The sequence below is a fragment of the Bdellovibrio sp. MYbb2 genome (assembly GCF_056175685.1).
Genome location: NZ_JBJKJI010000001.1, coordinates 142,358 through 163,462, shown reverse-complemented (window position 1 = coordinate 163,462; position 21,105 = coordinate 142,358). Strand labels below are relative to the sequence as shown.

20 protein-coding genes are annotated in these 21,105 nt (G+C 50.1%); 15 read left to right on the top strand and 5 right to left on the bottom strand.

The annotated features are described in order from the left end of the window. Position 1 precedes the first annotated feature (1 nt). The 3 genes from rpsI (at position 2) to AC04MQ_RS00785 (ending at position 2,200) form a co-directional block, all read left to right on the top strand. The gene (gene rpsI / locus AC04MQ_RS00795; protein ID WP_011163075.1) at positions 2–400 is read left to right on the top strand and encodes a 30S ribosomal protein S9; all 399 of its coding nucleotides are present in this window, start codon (positions 2–4) and stop codon (positions 398–400) included. Positions 401–608: 208 nt separating this feature from the next. Next, entirely contained in the window at positions 609–1,940 is a 1,332-nt protein-coding gene (locus AC04MQ_RS00790; RefSeq protein ID WP_015089674.1) for a DUF3373 family protein, read from the top strand. A gap of 11 nt (positions 1,941–1,951) precedes the next feature. Beyond that, complete coding sequence (locus tag AC04MQ_RS00785) at positions 1,952–2,200, top strand: hypothetical protein (RefSeq protein WP_235046232.1); 249 nt, start codon at positions 1,952–1,954, stop codon at positions 2,198–2,200. Positions 2,201–2,259: 59 nt separating this feature from the next. Here the strand turns inward: AC04MQ_RS00785 and AC04MQ_RS00780 are convergent, their stop codons facing one another. Further along, entirely contained in the window at positions 2,260–2,649 is a 390-nt protein-coding gene (locus AC04MQ_RS00780) for a hypothetical protein (protein ID WP_015089676.1), read from the bottom strand. Positions 2,650–2,866: 217 nt separating this feature from the next. Here AC04MQ_RS00780 and AC04MQ_RS00775 point away from each other — a divergent pair, with 217 nt between their 5' ends. From AC04MQ_RS00775 to AC04MQ_RS00765, 3 genes are all read left to right on the top strand, one after another. After that, positions 2,867–4,711 carry a hypothetical protein gene (locus AC04MQ_RS00775; RefSeq protein WP_015089677.1) on the top strand — a complete coding sequence of 615 codons (1,845 nt, stop codon included), beginning with the start codon at positions 2,867–2,869 and terminating at the stop codon, positions 4,709–4,711. Positions 4,712–4,723: 12 nt separating this feature from the next. After that, positions 4,724–7,024, top strand: coding sequence for a hybrid sensor histidine kinase/response regulator (locus AC04MQ_RS00770; RefSeq protein WP_015089678.1), 2,301 nt, complete (start codon positions 4,724–4,726; stop codon positions 7,022–7,024). A 103-nt stretch (positions 7,025–7,127) separates the two neighbouring features. Continuing rightward, complete coding sequence (locus AC04MQ_RS00765) at positions 7,128–7,715, top strand: hypothetical protein (RefSeq protein WP_015089679.1); 588 nt, start codon at positions 7,128–7,130, stop codon at positions 7,713–7,715. 42 nt (positions 7,716–7,757) lie between these two features. Here the strand turns inward: AC04MQ_RS00765 and alaS are convergent, their stop codons facing one another. The 3 genes from alaS to AC04MQ_RS00750 are packed head-to-tail and all read right to left on the bottom strand — an operon-like array spanning position 7,758 to position 12,101. Continuing rightward, on the bottom strand, positions 7,758–10,481 hold the full coding sequence (alaS, locus tag AC04MQ_RS00760; RefSeq protein ID WP_015089680.1) for an alanine--tRNA ligase: 2,724 nt from the start codon (positions 10,479–10,481) through the stop codon (positions 7,758–7,760). Beyond that, the gene (locus AC04MQ_RS00755) at positions 10,468–10,932 is read right to left on the bottom strand and encodes a regulatory protein RecX (protein ID WP_475390605.1); all 465 of its coding nucleotides are present in this window, start codon (positions 10,930–10,932) and stop codon (positions 10,468–10,470) included. The genes alaS and AC04MQ_RS00755 overlap by 14 nt, the downstream gene beginning before the upstream one ends. Before the next feature lie 23 nt (positions 10,933–10,955). After that, on the bottom strand, positions 10,956–12,101 hold the full coding sequence (locus AC04MQ_RS00750; RefSeq protein ID WP_015089682.1) for a metallophosphoesterase: 1,146 nt from the start codon (positions 12,099–12,101) through the stop codon (positions 10,956–10,958). Between the two features lie 106 nt (positions 12,102–12,207). Here AC04MQ_RS00750 and AC04MQ_RS00745 point away from each other — a divergent pair, with 106 nt between their 5' ends. The 3 genes from AC04MQ_RS00745 to AC04MQ_RS00735 all read left to right on the top strand — a co-directional run bounded on the left by AC04MQ_RS00745 (position 12,208) and on the right by AC04MQ_RS00735 (position 15,613). Continuing rightward, complete coding sequence (locus AC04MQ_RS00745) at positions 12,208–13,896, top strand: AMP-binding protein (protein WP_015089683.1); 1,689 nt, start codon at positions 12,208–12,210, stop codon at positions 13,894–13,896. Between the two features lie 76 nt (positions 13,897–13,972). Continuing rightward, positions 13,973–14,767, top strand: coding sequence for a substrate-binding periplasmic protein (locus AC04MQ_RS00740; protein WP_475390602.1), 795 nt, complete (start codon positions 13,973–13,975; stop codon positions 14,765–14,767). Positions 14,768–14,818: 51 nt separating this feature from the next. Then, positions 14,819–15,613 (top strand): SDR family oxidoreductase, encoded by a 795-nt coding sequence (locus AC04MQ_RS00735; RefSeq protein ID WP_015089685.1) that lies wholly within the window; start codon positions 14,819–14,821, stop codon positions 15,611–15,613. 12 nt (positions 15,614–15,625) lie between these two features. Here the strand turns inward: AC04MQ_RS00735 and trpS are convergent, their stop codons facing one another. Continuing rightward, on the bottom strand, positions 15,626–16,621 hold the full coding sequence (trpS, locus tag AC04MQ_RS00730) for a tryptophan--tRNA ligase (protein ID WP_475390600.1): 996 nt from the start codon (positions 16,619–16,621) through the stop codon (positions 15,626–15,628). A gap of 396 nt (positions 16,622–17,017) precedes the next feature. Between trpS and AC04MQ_RS00725 the strand changes: the two genes are divergently transcribed. The 6 genes from AC04MQ_RS00725 to AC04MQ_RS00700 all read left to right on the top strand — a co-directional run bounded on the left by AC04MQ_RS00725 (position 17,018) and on the right by AC04MQ_RS00700 (position 21,036). After that, positions 17,018–17,653, top strand: a complete 636-nt coding sequence (locus AC04MQ_RS00725; RefSeq protein WP_475390598.1) for a GNAT family N-acetyltransferase — start codon at positions 17,018–17,020, stop codon at positions 17,651–17,653. A 51-nt stretch (positions 17,654–17,704) separates the two neighbouring features. Continuing rightward, positions 17,705–18,193, top strand: coding sequence for a phosphatidylglycerophosphatase A family protein (locus AC04MQ_RS00720; protein ID WP_475390596.1), 489 nt, complete (start codon positions 17,705–17,707; stop codon positions 18,191–18,193). Further along, positions 18,190–18,675, top strand: coding sequence for a CinA family protein (locus tag AC04MQ_RS00715; RefSeq protein WP_015089689.1), 486 nt, complete (start codon positions 18,190–18,192; stop codon positions 18,673–18,675). The genes AC04MQ_RS00720 and AC04MQ_RS00715 overlap by 4 nt, the downstream gene beginning before the upstream one ends. Before the next feature lie 98 nt (positions 18,676–18,773). Next, entirely contained in the window at positions 18,774–19,907 is a 1,134-nt protein-coding gene (gene recA, locus AC04MQ_RS00710) for a recombinase RecA (RefSeq protein ID WP_011163092.1), read from the top strand. Between the two features lie 132 nt (positions 19,908–20,039). Next, complete coding sequence (locus AC04MQ_RS00705) at positions 20,040–20,390, top strand: DUF488 domain-containing protein (protein WP_475390593.1); 351 nt, start codon at positions 20,040–20,042, stop codon at positions 20,388–20,390. 226 nt (positions 20,391–20,616) lie between these two features. Next, positions 20,617–21,036 carry a glyoxalase superfamily protein gene (locus tag AC04MQ_RS00700; protein ID WP_475390591.1) on the top strand — a complete coding sequence of 140 codons (420 nt, stop codon included), beginning with the start codon at positions 20,617–20,619 and terminating at the stop codon, positions 21,034–21,036. Positions 21,037–21,105: the final 69 nt, after the last annotated feature.

The following is a 21,105-nucleotide window of genomic DNA, read 5'->3' as shown; positions in this document are numbered from 1 at the left end:
AATGGCAGCAGCTGATAAATTCTATTATGCAACTGGAAGAAGAAAAACAAGCGCAGCGCGTGTTTTCCTTAAGCCTGGTAAAGGCACTATCACAATCAACGGTAAAAAATCTGAAGATTATTTGACTCGTATGCAATCCCGCATGGTGATTGTACAGCCTCTTGATCTTTTGAACCAAATCGGCAAATTCGACGCAAAAATCACTGTAGCAGGTGGTGGTGAGTCTGGACAAGCTGGTGCGATCCGTTTGGGTATCACTCGTGCTTTGATCGCTTTCAATCCTGAATTCAAAGGGATCTTGAAGAAAGCTGGATTCGTTACACGTGATCCTCGTATGGTTGAGCGTAAAAAATACGGTAAAGCAGGTGCACGCCGTAGATTCCAATACTCCAAGCGTTAATTTGCTCGGACGCATTCTTTCGAGAATTGCGAATGGAAGAAAAAAGGGAGCTTTCGAGCTCCCTTTTTTTTATTCAAAATCTGTCTCTTTCAAGTTTCTTTGATCTTTCTAAATACTGCCTGTTTATAAGTCTCGTAGAATTGTAATTTTACTCTCATTGCAACGCTGTCATGCGGGTGCTAGTCCTCTATATGGGGGAGGGCGCTGCATGAAAAATGCTGTTGTCGGATTGTTGTTGTTCTTGGGATGTGTGGGGCATGCTCATCAGGCTTCCATGTATGTGGCGACTCCGAAAACTGTGGAAGAGCGTCTGGCCGAACTGGAAGCCAATCAAAACCTTCGATACTTCAATCTGTCGGGCTTTCTGATTTCCACTTACGATCATATTTCTGCTGAAGAAAAATATCCCGAAACTTTTGATAATCCGGATTTGCAGTATCTGCGTCTGCGTCTTTCGTTGAATGCGGATGCCGAGATCAATCCGCAGATTCGCGTCTATACACGACTGACCGCCACGAAGTTTATGAACAACTGGCGTTCCCAGGGCGGAGACCCCACATACATCCACGATGTGGAGGGTGTGTATTCCAATTCCGGTTCTTTGATATATCTGGAAAAAGCCTATGTCGATTTGTCCTGCCCTGAATCCGTTTGGACTTTGTCCGTGGGGCGATTGCCGACTGTGAACGGCAGCCCGGAGCATTTCTGGGACATGCTTCCAAGGCAGGGGACTTATCCGCTGCTGACCTTCGATGCGCCGTTGGACGGGGTTGCTGTCACCTTCCGCGCGGATCCTTATTTGCCCTTAAATCATGAGCTGGCGGTGCGTGTGCTGTACACGCCATTCACCGATGTCGTGTGGGGTGGAAACCGAAAATTCCTGCGTCCTCCAACGGATGATAGCAACGGCAGTATTCAAGTGGGCGACGACACCGAAACTTTGATTAACATGGGTTCGGTCCAGTTGGATTACACTTTGAAGAATCAGTCATGGACGGACGAGCTGGGCGCAATTCTTCAGTACTATAAAAGTGGACGCCTGCCTTTCTTCACGGGAACGGGGTCTTCTGATCTGAATATGCAGGGAGATGGCCTGACAGCACTGCTTGAGCTTAACAGCATTGCTCAGACCGCTGTGGATGTTTCGCTCAGTCACACTTACACCAACACGATCAGTGATGGATTGCTGGCTCCGGGTTTGGGCTTTGGAACAGATCAGGATTATGGAACGAACTACGGCAGCCTGACGTTGGTTTCCACGCGCTATCGTTTTTCAAATTGGGCGGTGGGTTTGGAATGGCTGACCAGTTCCGGTGTGCCGTTTTATTTTTCGGCCGCGCCCGAGGACCTGACAAGATTCTATTCAACCCCGGGTAACAGCGAACATCTGTATGTCACCACCAAGTGGATGAGTCTTGTGACTGTGCGTGCGGGCTATCGTCAGCAGAACTATTCGGCGATTCCGATCGGGTTTGGTCCGGTGCAAAGCACGGATCGTGTTTTGAAAACTTATTACCTCAGTCTAAGAACGGACTTCTGATGAGTGGGGTTATGATTTTCTTTTCAATGCTTGTGATGACATTCGTGGTTCTGGGGCCTGCGTCGGCCTATGCCGGCAAGGTCGAGTCCATTCAGGAAGTCATTGTCCAGGAGTGCAAGAAAAAGATCAGCTATGAAGAAGCGCTGTCTTTGATTCGTCCGTTGTATCTGACGTGTGTGCCGGGAACGAAAGTGACCGTGTACGACAGCTGTCAGGTCAAGTGTCTGAAGTCCAACGCCGGTGCCGTCATCGGACGATAAAAAAAACGCCTCTTGCGAGGCGCTTTTCATTTCATCTTGAAAGCTCTGTTAAGAACAGATTACTTCGTGCAAGACAATGGGTAGATGTTACCGTTAGCAGCCAGGAAGCCACCGAAAGTGCCATCAGACTCAAGGCTCAGACCCAAGAAACCAGTGTTAGTGATAACACCGTCAACTTGAGAGGACTTTTCAGTCAAAGCCAACAGGTTCAGGAAACCGTTCTGAAGTTGTTGAGCAATCGTGCCTTTGTCCATCTGAGAGAAGAACACAGCAGATTTAGTGCGCTCATTCAGGTTAACCATTACGAAGTCAGCGGACTGATCATCAGCCAAATCAACTGCCAAAGTAACAGCGTTAGTTTCGGAAGGAACAACACAAGTCATGATTCTTGAGTCTGCCATCGCGGAAGAACCCATCAGAATCATCGCAGCCATAACAAGCTTTTTCATTAAAACCTCCTATAAGGTGAACGGGGGGAGGCTATTTCAGTGTCCTAGACCATGCAATGCAAATGCATCGCACTATTTGTCTAGGCTCTGCGGGCAAAGTTCCACATTGGACGCAAGCTGGTCCTAGTACTAAGTCTTAAGTGCTCTGATTTAAAGGACTTATTCGTATTTATTAGATTATTCTTAGTGTTAACGAAATTTTGCATAAGGAACATCTGTGAAGAGCTTGATTTCATCTTTGGTCGTCATCTTAGGTTGCCAAACTGTTTTTGCACAAGAGGCAGCAAAACCCACCACTCCCGAAGCGGCTCCAGCCGCGGCTTCCGCGGAGACTCCTGAAAAAGCTGAGAAAAAAGAGACGGAGTTCACACGGCCTCTGTTCTTCTCAGTGATGGATCAAGAGCTGAAAATAAAAAATCCAGTGGTCGAATATGACCTGAAAAAGTCCAAGGGAAAACAGCTTGATGTGGGCGGCCTAGTTTTCGACAACCAATCCCTTGCTGCGAAGGTTGAAACGAACACCCTGAATCTGACATGGAATCATGAACTGGTTCCCGGCGGTGAAGTGTCGGTGATCAGCCAGCAGGGGAAAGAGCTGTGGAAACAGCCGGTAAAAGGAACAGGCACCTGGTCCTATGCCGGAATCAATGAAAGCAAAGGCCCTCAATGGAAAGACGGCGAACGTTTCCGTTTCTGTCTGCGTGCTGAAGCCGGCAAAGGTTATTCCAGCATCTGTTCCCAGTGGTACGGGGTGGAAATCAAAGAAGGCAACGTACAAATTGGTGTGACCAAATCTGAAGCCAGCCCGCGTGTGATCTTCCAAAATGAAGAAAAGAAACTGCAAGGGGCCGAAGAAGTTGCGGTGGGAACTCCGGTGCAGTTCCTGGCGACACTGGATTCTGATGCGACTTATGAATTCGTTTCTGAACCGGTGGCTCCGGTGATTCGTGACATGATCGAATCTGAAAAGAAAGCCGGTGATGTGACCCTGACTGGTGATCTGCCCAAGCCTTTGAAGCTGGAATCTGAAAACGTGCTTGGTGAAGACTATGGTTCTGTGACCAGGATGCTGGGCTTTGAAAGCACGATCGGGGCCCGCGCGGATATGTGGCAGGCTGATGTGACTCAGAAAAATGCCCGTCTGGTGTTGCCGGGGAAATCCGGCGGGGTGTTTGTCTATAATCTGGAGATCTCTGAACCGCCTCGACAGAAGGACCGCCGCTTTATTTCAACCCGTGCGCTGAAGGGCACTTATCTTTCAAAGGATCAGATGCCGGTTCGTGATGTTGAAGACAACGTGACGGTCTGGAATTTTGAAACTCCTCAGAAGTTTGCCATGAACACGGCGACTTTGGATGTGCCAGGTGAAAAAGCCACGCACAAATCTTATTTTGAAATCTATCGCGCTGGTGCCGGCGAAGCCAGCTTGCGTCTGACTGGCGTTGTGACCAGTGAATCTGACTATGTGGTTCTGGGTGAAGGTCACGTTTCCTGGTGGTTTAATGATTTGTTTGGCTGGCAGAACTACTGGCTGTCCAAACAGCGCTGGGGTGTCAGTGCGAAATACTTCACGTCCCTGACGAATCTGCCAGCATCCACTGCGGGCGGAAATTCTGAAGACGTGAAGCTGGCCGTGATGGATGCGGATCTGCGCTATCGCTTTACTCCGGGCCTGTGGGAAAAAGATGAAACCGTGGGTCTGATTGTGGCATACGAGGCGATGACTTTGGGGGACAACAATGTGCCGAAGATCGGTGCGGGTTTGTTCTGGGCGCGCTCCATGCCGCGCGCGATTGATTACTGGTTCTCGAAAATCCCGTTCATGAACTATCCAAAATGGGTGGACATGGAATTTATCAAGTATTTCTCTTCCACTGACAGCGATATCACTTTGGGTGATGACTATGTGCTGAACTTCCACGGGAAGGTGTTGTGGACTCCGCGCTTCTTCGGTGAAGCCGGATTTGGTTTGAAGAACTATTACTATGAAAAGAACTCTGACGGTTCCGGCGCAAAGCTAACCACTTTCTATGGAACTGTTGGATTGGGTGTGAACTTCTAATCTGCGGGAAGAATGAAAAAGAAGCTGACCTTTGTCCATTTATTCCTGCTGAATCAGCTGGTGACAACCCTGGTGCTTTTAACGGTACTGGGGGTCTATGGCACGCATCTTTTCATTCAAGAGCAGCGCGCGATCCGGGAGCGCATGGAGCCGGCTTCGGCCCGCGAAGTGGACCGGATCAACAATGACTTTGCCACGCTGGAAGCCAACGTTCAGCGCTTGAAAAGCATGGTTGAACTTTTCGATGTGATGCCCAAGGGCACGCGGGTTGAAAAGTTCCGCCAGTTCGCTTCGGCGACTATCGCCAGTCACAGTACACAGTTTAACGCCTGGGTCGCTTTAGGGCCCCGTCTGGCGCGGGAATACATGGGACGTGAATCCTATGTCTATGTTGTTCACCGCGATTATTCCCTGTTTGCCAATCCCAAATACAATGAACCCTCCACCTTCGTGGCGGAAGTGTTTACCGAACCCGGTTACGACAAGGATCCGGATGTTCAGTGGTGGTGGATGAACGAAAAGAATTCCGGGGTGAACTATTCGGATTTCTATTTCGACAAGGGCTACATGGAAAAGATCATGTTCAGCACCTCCACCGGAATTTTTAACAATGCCGGAAAACTTGAAGCCGTGGTGGGAATCGACACCCTGGCCGGGGACATCGCCCATCGCCTGGGGATCTTCAAGCTAGGTGAAACCGGGGGTGCTTTGATCGTGGATGAACACGGTCGCCCGGTGCTGCCGTTGATCGCCAAAGACACGCCGGTGCTGGGCTTTAAATATCTGCGTGCCATGAATCAGGATGAATTCAAGGCGATGCCCAAGATTTCGCAAAAAGTTTTTAATATTCAGAATCAGCGCCAGCTTCAGGATTTCCCCGGTTCGGACGGCAAGACTTATCTGACGTATTCCCGTTCGATCAAAGGCAAGCCATGGCATCTGGTGATCTATCAGGAAAAGTCCGAAGCTTATTCCGGCTTGTACTTCCGTTTGTTCTTCTTTGGTTTTGTGGCCTTGGTGGCCTATGTGGTTTTCACCCTGATGGTGTGGATGACCGGAAAGTACGTGATCGCGCAGGATAAAGAGGCGTTGGCCCGCCTGCAGGATTCACGTGACCGCGCCGAAGCCGCAACACGTGCCAAGTCCCTGTTCCTTTCAACCATGAGTCATGAAATCCGCACGCCGCTGAATGCGATGCTGGGTTCGGCGGAACTTTTGAATGAAACGCATTTGAATTTCGAACAAAAAGAACTTCTGATTTCCTTGCAAAGTGCGGGGGATACCCTGCTGAGCATGCTTAACAATATCCTGGACTTCTCGAAGTTTGAATCAGGCCGTATGCAGCTTGAAAGCCGGGAATTCCTGCTGAGTGATCTGGTGCGCGAAGTGCAGGCTTTGATCAGCACATCCATCCTGCGCAAAAATCTGCAGTTCACTTTTCATCCTCCCGAACATGACCGTTTGATTGTCGGGGATTCTTTGCGCCTGAAGCAGGTGTTGATGAATCTTCTGGGGAATGCGGTCAAGTTCACCGATCGGGGTGGGATTGAATTGACGGTGCAGCCTTATCCGGGAAAAGAGCCGGGTAAAGAAACCATCTTCTTTGAGGTGAAGGACACCGGCATCGGTATCGCCAAAGAAAACCTGAAAAAAGTCTTTGATGAATTCGGGCAGGAGGATTCATCGGTCACCCGTCGCTTCGGGGGCACCGGACTGGGGTTAAGCATTTCACAAAAGATTGTGCAGTTGATGGGTGGAGAGCTTTACTGTGAAAGCCGCCAGTTCGTGGGATCACGTTTTCATTTCTCGGTGCAAGTGACTTCGAGCCGGGCCGAGCTGTGGAGCACGCGCTTTAATCTGGAAATGACGCCGCCACCACAGGTCGTGCGCCAGGGGACCGACGCCGGTCGAAAAAGCATCCTGATTGTGGATGACATGGAAGAAAATCACACGCTGTTGAAGGCTTATATCAAGCGCCTGGATTATGTGACCACTGATTCAGCTTACAACGGCTATGAGTGCCTGGAGCTGTGGGAGGTGGGTCATTACGATATGATCTTTATGGATGTGCAGATGCCGAAGATGTCGGGTCTGGACACGATCCGAAAGCTGCGTGAAATCGAGCGGGCCCGGGGCCTGCGCCGTACGCCGGTGGTGGTGATTTCCGCCAACAGCTTTACTGAAGACATTGAAAAAAGCCTTATGGCCGGGGCGGACCAGCACTGTGGCAAGCCCGTGCGCAAACAGACCGTTCTGGAAATCGTTCAAAAATACTGCGCTGAAGACATCAAAACAGCCCCTGCAAACTCTTAAGACAGCGTTAAGTTTCTAACAGCTTATCCCGATATTACGAAGGTCCGAGCGCGGAACGGATCTTGCCTCTATTCATTATGAAACGGGCAAACAGGGGGAATTCATGACTAAACGTTTGGCACTGCTGACCGGGACTGTGTGTCTCATTCTGGGATTCCAGAACTGCAGTCAGAACTCGCTTCAGACATCTGAAATGGCATCATTGAATGATGTTTCTGTGGCGCTTCCTCCATCCGGTGGTGGTGATTCCGCAAACACTCCCGCCAAAGTCACTTATGTTGAAATTCCCAATGTGTCTGACACCGTGGTTGAAGGCGTTGCTGCCAAAGCCAGTGAGCTGGGTCAGTATCGACTGGTGATTGCGACCGATTCAGGCCGCATTCAGCTGGTGGATGAAGTGAACACGGTGATTCAGGAACGCTGCCTGTCTGCGGGCAGTCTGTCGGAACTGAAAACAATCCTGAGCGGTTCTTCCGTGTGCGCGGCACCGGTGAAATCAGCAGACATGTGCGCGATGAGATACAAGCCGGCGTATGCGTCTTTGTATGCCAATGAAACCCGTGTGAATCTGGGTGAAGAAAAGGATTCCTGCGGGACAGGCCTGAAGGATCTGTGTGGAGGCCTGGCAGATGTGTTCCAGGCCTATGTTTCCCACGTTCGTAACAACTGGACAGCGATGAACTGCGAATAAGTAGATAAAGAAAAAGGGCCCCAAGGGCCCTTTTTTTTGGTCTTAAAGACCCAGCATGGATTTCACTTTGCCGAAGGCTTCGTTCAGTTGCGCACGGTTTGGTGCCGCCCCTTGAGCAAAGTCCGGACGACCGCCACCTTTGCCACCCATAACACCAGCAACTTCCTTCAGAAGATCACCGGCTTTTGTTTCGCCGGAAATTTCTTTCGATACGCTGACGATGATTGGATGACTGCCGTCACCCTGGCCGACAACAACCACGATGCCGGACTGGATTTTATTTTTTAAGTGATCAGTGACTTCCGCCAGAACCTGACGGTCATCCAATGGAACATCCGCCAGAACCAGTTTCGCAGAAGCGCCGGCCTTGGTTTTGAAGGTCAGTGCGTTGGCTGCCAGGTCATCCACATTCACCTGACCGCCCTGAAGCTTCTTCATTTCCTTTTCAAGCTGCTTCACCTGATCTTTCAGGGACTCCACACGATTTGCCAAAGTGGCATTTTCACCGGTGGTTTCCAGATGCTTGATGTAGTGCGGGCTTTTTTGGAAGCCGGCAGCAGCCAAAGCATCATCCAGATGGCTCACAGCGCTCATCATGTAAGAAACAGCGTTGTCAGCCGTAATGGCCTCGATACGGCGAACACCCGAGCTGACGCCCGCTTCTGAAACGACTTTGAACAGACGGATTTCAGAAGTGTTCTTCACGTGAGTACCGCCGCAAAGCTCGCAAGAGAAATCACCCATGGTCAGTACACGCACGTCGCTCGCATATTTTTCACCGAACAATGCCATCGCGCCTTTTTCAAGGGCTGCCTTGTGGGACATCATCTCGGTTTGCACCGGATTGCCGCGGGCGATCTGTTCGTTCACCAGGTCTTCAATTTTTTTGATTTCTTCAGAAGAAACCGGTTTGTTGTGAGTAAAGTCGAAACGGGTTTTCTGGGAATCAACCAAAGAACCGGCCTGAGTCACGTGAGTGCCCAGAACCTTGCGCAAAGCCGCGTGCAACAAGTGAGTTGCAGAGTGGTTGGCCGCAGTGTTGCGTCTTTCGACTGGATCCACACCCGTGACAACCGCCGTGCCCACCTTGAAGGAACCGTGTTCGATTTCAACGTGGTGAAGGACGATATCGTCGATTTTAGTGGTGTTGATCACGCGGGCACGGTTGGTGTCCTGCATGATGTAACCCACGTCGCCGGACTGGCCGCCGCCTTCACCATAGAAAGTGGTCGCATTCAGAATCATCAGACCGGTGTCGCCGGTTTTCAGTTCCTGAACTTCGGCCTGACCATTTGAAAGACCCATGACTTTACCGTCGCCGATTGTTCCTTCATAGCCCAGGAAGGTCACAGATTTGCCGGACTGAAGATAGTCTTTCGCAAATTTGATCATGTGCGCTTCATCAGCACCCATGGATTTGCCTTTCCAGCTGGCTTTGGATTTTGCGCGGTTGTCTTCCATTTCCTTTTCAAACGCGGCCTCGTTCACTTCGATGCCTTGTTCGTTGGCGATCACGCGGGTCAAGTCCGCAGGGAAGCCGTAAGTGTCATACATGCGGAAGACAACTTCGCCCGAAAGCTCTTTGATGCCTTTGGATTTCGCTTTTTTCAGCTCGTCTTCGAGGATCGTGGTGCCTTTGTCCAAAGTGGCGATGAAGCGGTCTTCTTCGTCACGGATGGTGTTCAGGATATGATCGCGGCGGGTCTTAAGTTCCGGATAAATAGAGCCCATGCTTTCGATCAAAGCTTCCGCCATGCCGGGCAGGAAGGATTTGTCGGCAGAAAGCTTGCGACCGTAACGGATCGCACGTCGCATGATACGGCGAAGAACGTAACCACGGCCTTCATTGGACGGCAACGCGCCGTCTGCAATCAGGAAGGAAGTGGAGCGGCAGTGATCCGCAAGTACGCGAAGAGCAGAAGTGATTTCAGCTGCCGCCGGATTTTTCGCCAGAACTTCTTTGTCAGAGATGTATTCGATATTGCCGATCTTGCACGCCAGCTGAATCATCGGCTGGAACAGATCCGTGTCGTAGTTGTTGAACACGCCCTGCATGGCTGCGGACATACGCTCCAGACCACCACCGGTGTCGACAGATGGCTTTGGCAACGGAGTCAAAGTGCCCGGAGGATTTTCGAAGTACTGCATGAACACCAGATTCCAGATTTCCACGAAGCGGTCTTCACCGGCTTCGATGCCTTTGAATGGATCAGAAATGGTGCCGGCTTTCGGGCCGTGATCATAGAAGATCTCGGTGCAAGGGCCGCAAGGACCGGTGTCGCCCATTTTCCAGAAGTTGTCTTTGTCGAAACGGAAGATGCGATCGCGCGGAACGCCTTCCTGGTTGTGCCAGATGTCGGCGGCCTCATCGTCAGAGATGTGCACGGTCACATAAAGCTTTTCTTTTGGAATCGCCAGTTCCTTTGTCAGGAATTCCCATGCAAAGTGAATGGCGTCTTTTTTGAAATAGTCACCGAAAGAGAAATTCCCCACCATCTCAAAGAAAGTGTGGTGACGGGCTGTGAAGCCCACGTTTTCAAGGTCATTATGCTTGCCACCAGCGCGCACGCACTTTTGGGAGCTGACTGCACGGGTATAGTCACGCTTCTCAAGACCCAGGAACGTGTTCTTGAACTGATTCATGCCGGCGTTGGCGAAAAGCAACGTGGGATCATTTTCAGGAATCAGGGAAGAGGACGGAACCGCTTTGTGTCCGTTCTTCTCAAAGTATTTGATAAAGGCGTTTCTGATCTCAGAGCTTTTCATAAATAACCTTTCTTACGGTCTCAGAATCGAATCCACGGGAAGCCAGCAACCGGCCCACTCGGGCTTTTTCATCTCGGGAAAACTTGTGGTCTTCGTCGTACTTATTTTTGACAATCGCCAGCGCCTTTTCAAGCTCCAAAGCACGATCTGTCTCAACAGCGGGAAGACCTTTTTCCTTCAGGTAGTTGTTGATGTAATAGATGCCCTTGTTGCGGCGATGAAGCATGTCAGCCAAGCGATGGGCCAGGTCGACGGGGTCGCCCAGCCAGCGGTTGTCTTTGGCAAACTCAATCGCCTCCTCGATGATATCCCCCACGTCCTCTTCGTCCGAGAACTTCTCTTTCAGTTTGGTGCGAAGTTCTTTTTCGGAATGGTCCCGCCGCGCGATCATGTCCATGACCTTTTTCTTGGCGTACTGACGGGTTTTGAGGGGATCTTTCTCTCGGGACATAGGGGAAATTAATACCCCGTTTTTTAAGCCTTGCGAAGGATAATTTCAGTCAGTTCGCAATAAGTTCCCAGACGCAGTTGCGGCCCCCAGTAACCGGTTCCCTGATTGACATAGAGCTGCATATTTCCCAGGCGGTACAACCCCTTGGCATAGCGTTCAAAGAACACAATCAGCCAGTTCCACGGGAAGAACTGTCCGCCATGGGTGTGCCCGGAAAGCTGCAAGTCCACCCCCAGCTTTTCCACATGCGGGGCCAGTGAAGGCTGGTGGGACAGCAGAATCTTGAAAGCCCCCGGGCGCAGCTGGTGGGCGACCTTTTCCAGTTCCGGACCTTCCTGGCGGAAGTGCAGGGCGGCGGGGTCGGGAATGCCGGCGATCTGCAGTTCGGCTTTGCCAAAGTTCAGGGTGGCGGTCTGGTTGATCAGCACCTGGAACCCCAGGGACCGGAAAGCCTGAAGCCCTTTTGGGGCATCCCAATAGTATTCGTGATTTCCGGGGACATAAAAGATCCCATGGGTGGCGCGCATCTGTTTCAGGATTTCAAATTCGCGCTGATGTTTTTCAACGAAGCTGTCCAGAATGTCGCCGGTAAAGACGACCATATCCGGTTTCATTGCATTGACCTGATCGACCAGCTTTTGCACCAGACGCAGAGGCAGGCTGGGGCTGATGTGCAAGTCAGTGATGTGGACGATACGCAGACCTTCCAATTCATACGGCAGGTTGGCAAAACTGATCGGCATGACTTTGGCGCGGGCTCCACGGCGGACAATGGCGTTACCCACAGCAACCATCACCACCGGCAGTCCCATCAGGGCCGCAGTGGCTTGTGAGCTGTAAAGCACGTCCAGAGAAATCCAAGTGCCGGTCACCTTATCCGTAAAAGCCAGCAGGTCCCGCAAAATCACCAGCGTGATCAGAAAATTGATATAAGCCATGACGGTGAGGGAACCGTTCAAAAGACGATCCCGCCATGGATTGACGTCCAGCTTTTTTTCTTTCCAGAAGAACAGGAATGTTCCAATCACCAAAGCAAATAGGAATGCGAGGAGGCTAACAATCAAAGTTGTTCCCTGCCACGAAAAATCCGTAAAGCGGGTCAACTGATGAGAGACATAGACGAAGATCGCAAGAATGAGTGTGCTGGCAACAGTACGAAAAATTCCCATGCATTTTTTTATCATGGTTGGCTTGTGCTTGCACAGTCCAATGTAGAAACACAGATCGGCGAGTCGAGGAACAAATGCTAATCTTGGAAAGTCGCGGGAGGTTTGTATGAGTTTTCGTAATGAATTTGAGCAGGCGAGGGACTTTCTGATTCTGCACCGTTCAGACTATAAACACGCCTACAGCCAATTCCGCTGGCCCCGCTTTGATGATTTCAACTGGGCCCTGGATTATTTCGATCCCATGGCCGAGGGCAATTCCAAGATCGGTTTGTGGCTGGTCGACGAAGTGGGACATGAAAAGAAGTTCAGTTTCAGCGAAATTTCCAAACGCTCAAACCAGGTCGCAAACTTTATGCGGGCCCGGGGATTACAAAAGGGCGATTCGGTTTTTCTTTTGATAGAAAACGACGTGGCCCTGTGGGAGATCATGCTTGCCGCCATGAAAATCGGCGCGGTGATCGTTCCGAACAATCCCCTACTGTCCCAGCAGGAGCTTACGGATCGTTTGAACCGTGAAAAGATCAAGATGATTGCCACGACCAAATCCCATACGGAAAAATTTGATGTGACATCTTCCGGAGTGATTTCGGTCGTGGTGGATGCCGAGATGGAAGGCTGGCTCTTTTATCCGGAAGTTTATAAAGAAAGCGCCGAGTTCGAAGTCACTGAACGCACCAAAGCCATCGATCCGCTGTTTCGCTATTTCACATCTTCCAGCAGTGTGAAGCCCAAGCTGGTGGAACACAGTCATGCCGGTTTTACCGTTGGGCATCTGTCCACCATGTACTGGATGGGTTTGCATCCCGGTGATGTGCATCTGGGAATCAATTCGGCAGGCTGGGCCATGCATGACTGGAATTCATTTATCGCGCCTTGGAATGCCGAGGCCACCATCTTTGTCTTTAAGGAAAAACGCTTCAACGCCAGTTTGATTCTGGATGTGCTGGATGAATATCCGATCACGTCATTCTGTGCTCCGCCGACGGTGTGGCGTTTGTTATGTCAGGAGGATCTGAAATCCTATGACGTTCATTTACGGGAAGCTTTAAGCACCGGGGAGCCTTTGACCGCGGATCTGATTTCGAAAGTGCATCAGGCGTGGGGTCTTTTCATTCGCGATGGTTATGGTCAGACCGAATCGGCCACTTTGATTGGGGTGCCGCCGGAAGAAAAAGACAGCTTTGGAACTTCCGGGAAAGCCTTGCCAGGATTCAAAATCGCGCTGCTTAACGATAAGGGTGAAGAGACCGACAGCGGGGAAATCTGTGTGGATATCTCGGACAACCCCTGGGGGTTAATGTCAGGACTGGATTCTTCACAAAAGTACTATCACACCGGAGATTCCGCGTACCTGGACAACATGGGGAACTTTACCTATTGCGACCGTATAGATGGTTTGTTTAAGTCCTCGGATTATCGGATCAGTCCTTTTGAAATTGAATTTGTCTTGAAAGAATTTCCTGCCATTCGCGAGGCGGTGGTGATTCCGAGTCCGGACCCGATTCGCGAAAATGTTCCGAAAGCGCTGATCACGGTCAGTAAGGGTGTTGAACCCAGCAAAGAGCTGGCTTTGGACATTATGAACTTTGCACGCATGCGTCTGTCTCCGTTCAAACGTATACGCAGGGTGGAGTTCATGGAAATTCCCAAGAACACTTCCGGTGAAGTGCTCCGCTCCGATTTGGTGAATTTGGAGCGTGAAAAAAGAAAACGTGGCGACAAAGCGCCTTATGAATTCTGGGAAGAGGATGCAAAGATCGTCATCCCTGACACGTGGGCGCAAGAACTGCCTTGAGTTTAGTCTTGTTACAAGACTGAAAGGGTGAGGCCTTCTTGTTCGTTCTTTGTTGAATCGCTGTTATGATTACAGTGTGAAAACACGGTTATTTATTTTACCAATCTTGATTCTTTGTTTCTCTACAATGGCGTCAGCAAAAGACTGCGGACGTCGCTTCCGCATTATTGTGAATAACTATGCGCCGCTGTTTGATGTGAACAATGAAGGTCACATCCATGGTTTGACATTCGAGTTCATGAATGAACTGTCGCTTCGTTTGGGTTGTGTTGTTTCGCAAGCGCCGATGGATGCTCCTCGCATGCATGATGACTTTAAAAACTGGCGCGCGGACATTGTGGGGTTGGTGATTCCTTCTGAAAAATTCCGTTCTTCAGGTGAATATGTTCCGGTGTATTCGACCGTTCGCAAGCTTCTGGTAAACAAAGCGTTTTATGATCCTGCACGCAGCATCGGTGATTATATCAAAGATGCCCGTATCAAATTCGGTGATCAGATCGGGACCAGATTCTTTTTAAAGCCGGAAGAAAAGAAAGAGCTTTTCGGCGCCGGTCGCATTGTCGAGTATCCAAGCCCTGCCACGGGCTATCGTCAGGTCAGCTCGGGCCGGGTGCAGGCGATGTTTACTTCGCCGGCTGTGTACAACTATTACCAAAAGGCGATTCCTGATTTTAATCAAAACGTCGTGGCCGTCCCGGATCCCAACTATGCAATGGAAGGCGGAATTTATCTTTCTTTAAGAAGAATTTCGAAGTCCGAGGCAGAGCAAATCAAAAAGGCCATCAGTGACATGAGAAAAGACGGCACTCTTCGCCGGATCGTCGCAAAATACGCCGCTGCTGAAGATATGGTTTATTATAAAGACCTTTAGGTTGCCCGCGAATTGGTTCTCGTATTAACTGAAGTTAACTGGAGAACCACGATGAATCTTTCTGCATATTCCTCTTTGGATCTAAATGGCAAAACCGCTGTCGTGTGCGGAGCTTCCGGTGGCATTGGCGAAGCTGCGGCCCTGCTGCTGGCAAAGCGCGGAGCTCGCATTATTGCTGTGGCCCGCACAGAAGAAAAACTGCAAAAACTGCTGTCGTCGCTGCCGGGATCGGGTCACCGTTATTTGCTGGCGGATCTGGGTGACACAGAATCCTTGAAAGCCAATGTTCTGGCGCCCCTGGCATCTGAAACTGTGCACATTCTTTTAAATAACACCGGTGGCCCCAAAGGCGGGCCGCTTCACAAGGCTTCGATTGAAGAATTTGATCAGCCCTTGCGTGCTCATCTGAAAGCCGCGCATCTGCTGGTGCAGACCGTGCTGCCTTCCATGCAGAAAAGTCACTATGGCCGTATCATCAACGTGATCTCGACATCCGTGAAAACACCAATCCCGAATCTGGGTGTTTCCAACACCGTTCGTGGCGCAATGGCGAACTGGTCAAAAACTTTGGCCGGTGAACTGGCGGGCTTTGGTGTGACCGTGAACAACGTGCTTCCGGGATACATCCGCACGGACCGATTCAAAGGTCTGGTGGATGCTTCGGCGAAAAGTACAAATTCAAATGTGGATGAAGTGGAAGAGGCGTGGAAGAAAACAATCCCGGCAGGACGAATCGGGGAGCCTCAGGAAATGGCCGAGGCGATTGCCTTTTTAGCCAGTCCCGCCGCCGCTTACATCACCGGAATCAATCTTCCGGTGGATGGCGGCAGAACTCCGTCCCTTTAACGGAAAGGGGATTTAGATCCCCACTCCCATGATCGCTTTCATTTCTTTCAACGTCTGACGGGTTTTTTCCTGAGCTTTCAGGGAACCCTCTTTGCAGATTTTCAGAACCGCTTGCGGATCCTGAGCGTACTGTTCACGGCGTTCACGCATGGGCGCGATGATCGTGTTCAGAACTTCAGTCAGGCGCACTTTCAAGGTGCCATCACCCAGGCCGCCGCGCTGATAGTGTTCTTTCAATGCTGCGACTTCGTCTTTTCTTGGATCGAAAACATCCAGGAAGCTGAAGACCACGTTGCCTTCGACTTTGCCCGGATCCTCGATTTTCAGATGACCTGGGTCGGTGTACATCTTCTGAACTTTCTTTTTGATCACGTCAGCCGTGTCAGAAAGATAGATGGCATTCCCCAGGGATTTGCTCATCTTCGCTTTGCCATCGATGCCTGGCAGACGACCGGCAACACCAGCCATGCCCTTCACCGGCTTGAAGAAATCAGTTTTGTAGATGTGGTTGAAACGCTGGGCGATTTCATTGGTCTGCTCGATCATCGGATTTTGATCTTCACCGGCAGGAACCAGATTCGCTTTGAAGCCCAGAATATCGGCTGCCTGGCTTACTGGGTAAGTCAGGAAACCTGCAGGCAGGGATTTTTCCAGATTCTTCTGCTGGATTTCGGTTTTCACGGTTGGATTTCTTTCCAAACGTGCGACGGTCACCAGATTCATGAAGTAAGTGGTCATCTCAAACAGTTCCGGCAATTCGGACTGAACAAAGATCGTGCTTTTCGCAGGATCAATGCCGGCCGCCAGATAATCCAACGTCACTTGTAAGATGTTATCGCGAACTTTTGTGGTGTCATCATAGTTGTCGGTCAAAGCCTGAACGTCAGCGATGATGATGTATTGATCGTGAGAATCCTGAAGATCCACGCGGTTTTTAAGAGATCCAACGTAATGACCAAGATGGAGGGGACCTGTTGGGCGGTCGCCCGTAAGAATGATTGGTTTCATATATTTTCTATAGCATTAACGGAAGTGGGTGGGAACAGCAGAAAAGAAAGAAAATAGGTCGGCCCCGAGAGTCTTAGAGGTGAAACCAAACATTTTAGTTTCCGGCGTTTGATCTACAACTGGATGGCTACCAAGGTGTCTACAAAGTAGACCAAGCTAGCCAGCAGAATCATCCAACGAATCATGGGGCCTCCGTGAGGGCAGTATGCGAAAAGGCCACCCATAAGTCGAATCGCTAATTTTGATGGAATCCATAAGTTTTTCGCACTGAGACATAAAGCGAATGCGTCCAAGCTGAAAACCAATTGGATAGTGGTTCGTTGTTTATTTTGATCCTGTGAACTTCTTGGCTTTGACCTTGCCTGGCTTGCGGGTGGGTGGCTTTAGTAGTCGGGTATGAATTCTCAAGGCGCTGAGATCTATAACAGTCAGAACGGGTGCTACTATTCGTTTCGCCCCTTTTCCATCGATCGTGATTTTGATGTGTACTACAAGTGGATGCATCAGAAGTACGTTTCGCAGTGGTGGAATCTGGCGAAAACCCGCCCTGAACTTGAAGCTCATCTGATCAGCGAACTTTCCGACAAACATCAGGATCTTTTCATCGGCTTTGTGGATGGTCGCCCGGTCAGCTATTGGGAGCGTTACTGGCTTCAGGAGGACATCCTTGGCAAGTACGTTGAAACCCTGCCATTTGATCAGGGTTTGCACTTTCTGATCGGAGAAACCGCTTATCTGGGGCGCACTTACACTCCTTCAATGATTGCCGCGTTCTTAAAGCTTCAGTTTGAGGAAACCCGCACCCAGCGTGTTTTTGGCGAACCTGATATCCGCAACCGCAAGGTGCTTCGTTATGCCGAAGAGACCTGTTTTGAAATGCAGGGGATTGTGGAAATGCCCGAACGCGCTTCTGCGGTGATGGTCTGTCGTCGCGAGAATTTCTTCGCCAAATACTCGGCCAAACCGGGGAAATTGTGGACCTCTGCAGTCCGGGAATCGGTGCCGGTTTCTGAACCTTCTTTAATGCTCTGACGCTTCTCATTCTGCGTTGCAAGGCCTACGGGTCCGGCGTACCTCATCGGTATGGTGACAAACTTTCTGATACAACTTGCGACTCTGTTTGGTGTGGGCCGTTTTCCAAAAGGACCGGGCACTGCCGGCACCCTGGCGACCATTCCAATTGTCATTCTTTTAAGCAAAATGGGCCCTTTGGTTTACATGGGGGCGGTGATTTTGCTGCTCCCAGTCGGAATTGCGGCCTGCGAGGCTTACGAGCGTTCCAAGGGTGGTCATGATCACAAAGAGATCGTAATTGATGAGGTTTTGGGTTTTCTAATCACGATGGTTTGGATGCCAATGACATGGCAAGCCATTTTAATCGGTTTTGCCCTGTTCAGAGTGCTGGACATCACAAAGCCTTTATTCATAGGATATTTAGATAAGAAGATCCAAGGAGGACTTGGAGTGATGATCGATGACGTGGCCGCGGGGATAATTGCGAGCCTCATCATGCAAGTGATCTACACTCAAACCAACTGGTTGGGCTCTCAGATCGTGGTGATCAGTCAATGATGCCAAACGATCAGAAGCTTCAAGAACTCATTCGATCCCTTCGCGACCAAAAACTCACAGTGGGTTTTGCGGAAAGTTGTACTGGAGGTGCACTTTCGGCTTTTTTAACAGAGCAGCCAGGCGTGTCCGACATATTTCTAGGCTCTGTGGTTTCTTACTCTAACGAGGCGAAGGTGGATCTTCTGGGGGTTCGTCGAGACACTCTCATGCAAGAGGGTGCGGTGAGCGAGACAGTCGCTCGTCAAATGGCGCACGGAGTGCGTCGTCAGCTTAAAACTGATTGGTCTGTGGCAATCACAGGTATCGCTGGTCCGACAGGTGGAACACCGTCAAAGCCAGTGGGCACTGTATGCATTGCCATCGCTGGACCGGGTTTTGAAGATTCCCGAAAAGAACTCTTTTCAGGTGATCGCAAATCCATCCAGATGACTTCGGTGGACTACGCAGTGGCTTGGCTGAGTTCAGTTCTCGACAAGAAATAGTAAAAGGCCCCCGGCCTGATTTTTAAACATAATTTGTACTCCGACAGAGTCGGAGTGTAAAAAAGCGTCGTGGCAGTTGCCACGAGAGAGGGAAACAGATGGCAAACGCTACTGTAGACAACAAAGCGAACTCAGAAAAAATCAAAGCCCTTGAATTGGCTGTTTCGACTATCGAAAAGCAATTCGGCAAAGGCTCCATCATGCGTTTGGGCGCGAACGAATCTTTGGTTAAAGACGTTGAAGCGATCAGCACTGGTGCATTGAGCTTGGATATCGCTTTGGGTATCGGCGGTCTTCCTAAAGGTCGTATCTGTGAAATCTATGGACCAGAGTCTTCTGGTAAAACAACTCTGTGCTTGTCTGTTATCGCTCAAGCTCAGAAGAAAGGCGGCGTTGTCGCATTCGTTGATGCCGAACACGCTTTGGATATCAACTATGCCCGTAAACTGGGTGTGAACACGGAAGATCTTTTGATCTCTCAGCCGGACACTGGTGAACAAGCTTTGGAAATCACTGAAACACTTGTTCGTTCCGGCGCGATTGACGTATTGGTTGTCGACTCCGTAGCAGCCTTGGTTCCTCGTGCAGAGATCGAAGGTGACATGGGTGATTCCCACGTTGGTTTGCAGGCTCGTTTGATGTCCCAGGCTTTGCGTAAGCTGACTGCGGCGATCAACCGTTCCAACACTCTTGTTATCTTTATTAACCAAATTCGTATGAAAATCGGTGTTATGTTCGGTAACCCTGAAACAACTACGGGCGGTAACGCTTTGAAATTCTATTCTTCTGTTCGTTTGGATGTACGCCGTGTTGGCGCGATCAAAAACGGTGAGGACGTGACTGGTAACCGTACTGCGGTGAAAGTTGTTAAGAATAAAATGGCGCCTCCGTTCACCAAAGTTGAATTCGACTTGATGTACGGCGAAGGTATCTCTGAAGAAGGCGATCTTCTGGATTTGGCAGTGACTGCGAACATGGTTGAAAAATCCGGTGCGTGGTTCTCTATCAACGGTGAGCGTATGGGCCAAGGCCGTGATGCTGCGAAAAACTTCCTGAAAGAACACCCGGAATACATGGTTGAACTTCGTAAAAAGATCCTTGCGGCAAACGGTATCGGCAAACTTTTGGTTGATACCAACGGCAACAACGGCGAAGACCACGAAGGTACAGAGCCAGTTGAAATCGAAGCAGAAGATGCTGCTCCGAAAAAAGGTAAAAAGGGCAAGCACTAGTCCGGCCCCGCCGGCTGAAGCAGCTGATTAAATCTCAAAGCCCCGTTCCGAAAGGACGGGGCTTTTGTTTTTCCCCATCCCCAAAAGGTACCTGCTTACTTTTGCAGAAGCTTCGCGTAAAATTTCTGTACTATGATCAAAATCAAACGCGTTTATGAAAAGCCCAGCAGGGATGATGGTTACCGTGTTTTGGTGGACCGGTTGTGGCCCCGGGGAATCAAAAAAGAGGATTTGAAATTCAGCGAATGGCCGAAAGAAATCTGCCCCAGCACCGAGCTTCGCAAAGAGTTCGGACACAAGCCCGAAAAGTTCGGGGAGTTTCGCACAGAATATAAAAAGGAACTTAAATCCGCCGAGGCCCATGACAAGCTGGCTGAACTGGCCGAGCGGGCTCAAGACGGGAATGTAACTTTGCTTTATGCCGCCCGCGATGAAAAAACCAACCATGCTGTCGTTTTAAAGGAAGTTCTGGATAAGCTTTAAGCTGCTGATTTGATTTTGGTTTTTCTCGTCAGGAAGTGGGGGTAAGATTTCCTCTTTCGGGAATTGCGGTTTTCGATTATATTGGGTTCAAGGCTTCGCGAAAAAGCCTGCACCCGCAAAAGAGAATCTCATTTCGTGATACGATCTAAATCGTGTCTTCAAAAAATCAAAATTAATTCTTTTGGTTGCCATGGGCGGGGACGGCGACAAGACCAAAGGATGTTCTATGTCAGTATCACGTCTTGAATCGTACAAAATAAAAGCCAAGCTTTTGCAAAAAGCCAAACAGAAATCCGGTCAGGATTTTCAGTTAAAGGATGCTTTTGCCCTTATTGCCAAGACTGCTGGTTTTGCCTCGTGGAATGATCTGAAGGCCACGCTGGAAAACCAGGTGGACTTTTGCAAGAAGGGTCACAGCGCTTACTGGAAAGTCTGGTATGCGTCCTATGACGAAGCCCGGGCTCATCTGGATTCTGACGGGGGCTATCTGCTGCCTTATCAGAAGGACTTCTTCATCTGTGATGATAATTTCATTCAGTGGCTGGGGCTTGAAGTGACCGACGAGGATCTGCTTAAAGTCGGTCGCGACTGGGCGAAGCCTCTGGATGCCGATGCATACTCGCGTCTGTTGAAGAAAATGAAGTAAGCTGCTTCAGCTTTCACGGCTGTTCTCACTCCGGCTTCGCCGGAGTAGTGCCGCTGCAGCTCTGCCGGC

Coding starts and splice junctions, on each gene's coding strand:
- rpsI (WP_011163075.1), top strand. CDS start 2: ATGGCAGCAGCTGATAAATTCTATTATGCAACTGGAAGAAGAAAAACA.
- AC04MQ_RS00790 (WP_015089674.1), top strand. CDS start 609: ATGAAAAATGCTGTTGTCGGATTGTTGTTGTTCTTGGGATGTGTGGGG.
- AC04MQ_RS00785 (WP_235046232.1), top strand. CDS start 1,952: ATGATTTTCTTTTCAATGCTTGTGATGACATTCGTGGTTCTGGGGCCT.
- AC04MQ_RS00780 (WP_015089676.1), bottom strand. CDS start 2,649: ATGAAAAAGCTTGTTATGGCTGCGATGATTCTGATGGGTTCTTCCGCG.
- AC04MQ_RS00770 (WP_015089678.1), top strand. CDS start 4,724: ATGAAAAAGAAGCTGACCTTTGTCCATTTATTCCTGCTGAATCAGCTG.
- AC04MQ_RS00765 (WP_015089679.1), top strand. CDS start 7,128: ATGACTAAACGTTTGGCACTGCTGACCGGGACTGTGTGTCTCATTCTG.
- alaS (WP_015089680.1), bottom strand. CDS start 10,481: ATGAAAAGCTCTGAGATCAGAAACGCCTTTATCAAATACTTTGAGAAG.
- AC04MQ_RS00755 (WP_475390605.1), bottom strand. CDS start 10,932: ATGTCCCGAGAGAAAGATCCCCTCAAAACCCGTCAGTACGCCAAGAAA.
- AC04MQ_RS00750 (WP_015089682.1), bottom strand. CDS start 12,101: ATGGGAATTTTTCGTACTGTTGCCAGCACACTCATTCTTGCGATCTTC.
- AC04MQ_RS00745 (WP_015089683.1), top strand. CDS start 12,208: ATGAGTTTTCGTAATGAATTTGAGCAGGCGAGGGACTTTCTGATTCTG.
- AC04MQ_RS00735 (WP_015089685.1), top strand. CDS start 14,819: ATGAATCTTTCTGCATATTCCTCTTTGGATCTAAATGGCAAAACCGCT.
- trpS (WP_475390600.1), bottom strand. CDS start 16,621: ATGAAACCAATCATTCTTACGGGCGACCGCCCAACAGGTCCCCTCCAT.
- AC04MQ_RS00725 (WP_475390598.1), top strand. CDS start 17,018: ATGAATTCTCAAGGCGCTGAGATCTATAACAGTCAGAACGGGTGCTAC.
- AC04MQ_RS00720 (WP_475390596.1), top strand. CDS start 17,705: ATGGTGACAAACTTTCTGATACAACTTGCGACTCTGTTTGGTGTGGGC.
- AC04MQ_RS00715 (WP_015089689.1), top strand. CDS start 18,190: ATGATGCCAAACGATCAGAAGCTTCAAGAACTCATTCGATCCCTTCGC.
- recA (WP_011163092.1), top strand. CDS start 18,774: ATGGCAAACGCTACTGTAGACAACAAAGCGAACTCAGAAAAAATCAAA.
- AC04MQ_RS00705 (WP_475390593.1), top strand. CDS start 20,040: ATGATCAAAATCAAACGCGTTTATGAAAAGCCCAGCAGGGATGATGGT.
- AC04MQ_RS00700 (WP_475390591.1), top strand. CDS start 20,617: ATGTCAGTATCACGTCTTGAATCGTACAAAATAAAAGCCAAGCTTTTG.